Here is a 1,376-nt window from a genome sequence, read left to right as displayed (position 1 = left end):
TGTGGTTAAGTCCTCGATCGATTAGTATCAGTCAACTCCACATGTCGCCATGCTTCCATCTCTGACCTATCTACCTAGTCATCTTCTAGGGATCTTACTCACATACGTGATGGGAAATCTCATCTCGAGGGGGGCTTCATGCTTAGATGCTTTCAGCACTTATCCCTTCCGCACATAGCTACCCAGCGATGCCTTTGGCAAGACAACTGGTACACCAGCGGTGCGTCCATCCCGGTCCTCTCGTACTAAGGACAGCTCCTCTCAAATTTCCTGCGCCCACGACGGATAGGGACCGAACTGTCTCACGACGTTCTGAACCCAGCTCGCGTACCGCTTTAATGGGCGAACAGCCCAACCCTTGGGACCGACTACAGCCCCAGGATGCGATGAGCCGACATCGAGGTGCCAAACCTCCCCGTCGATGTGGACTCTTGGGGGAGATAAGCCTGTTATCCCCGGGGTAGCTTTTATCCGTTGAGCGATGGCCCTTCCATGCGGAACCACCGGATCACTAAGCCCGACTTTCGTCCCTGCTCGACTTGTAGGTCTCGCAGTCAAGCTCCCTTGTGCCTTTACACTCTGCGAATGATTTCCAACCATTCTGAGGGAACCTTTGGGCGCCTCCGTTACTCTTTAGGAGGCGACCGCCCCAGTCAAACTGCCCACCTGACACTGTCTCCCACCCCGATAAGGGGCGCGGGTTAGAATTTCAATACAGCCAGGGTAGTATCCCACCGATGCCTCCACCGAAGCTGGCGCTCCGGTTTCCAAGGCTCCTACCTATCCTGTACAAGCTGTACCAAAATTCAATATCAGGCTACAGTAAAGCTCCACGGGGTCTTTCCGTCCTGTCGCGGGTAACCTGCATCTTCACAGGTACTATAATTTCACCGAGTCTCTCGTTGAGACAGTGCCCAGATCGTTACGCCTTTCGTGCGGGTCGGAACTTACCCGACAAGGAATTTCGCTACCTTAGGACCGTTATAGTTACGGCCGCCGTTTACTGGGGCTTCGATTCGCACCTTCGCTTGCGCTAAGCACTCCTCTTAACCTTCCAGCACCGGGCAGGCGTCAGCCCCTATACTTCGCCTTACGGCTTCGCAGAGACCTGTGTTTTTGCTAAACAGTCGCCTGGGCCTATTCACTGCGGCTCTCTCGGGCTTGCACCCTACCAGAGCACCCCTTCTCCCGAAGTTACGGGGTCATTTTGCCGAGTTCCTTAACGAGAGTTCTCTCGCTCACCTTAGGATTCTCTCCTCGCCTACCTGTGTCGGTTTGCGGTACGGGCACCTTTTTCCTCGCTAGAGGCTTTTCTTGGCAGTGTGGAATCAGGAACTTCGCTACTATAATTCGCTCGCTATCACAGCTCAGCCTTC

Annotated in this window: 1 rRNA gene; it reads right to left on the bottom strand. The window is 54.4% G+C overall.

From position 1 onward, the window contains the following. Position 1: 1 nt before the first annotated feature. A 23S ribosomal RNA gene (locus SLH55_RS23010) occupies positions 2–1,376 on the bottom strand; the annotation flags it as partial.

This window comes from Rossellomorea sp. YZS02, assembly GCF_033963925.1.
GTDB lineage: Bacteria > Bacillota > Bacilli > Bacillales > Bacillaceae_B > Rossellomorea.
This window is presented reverse-complemented; position numbering and strand designations above follow the sequence as displayed.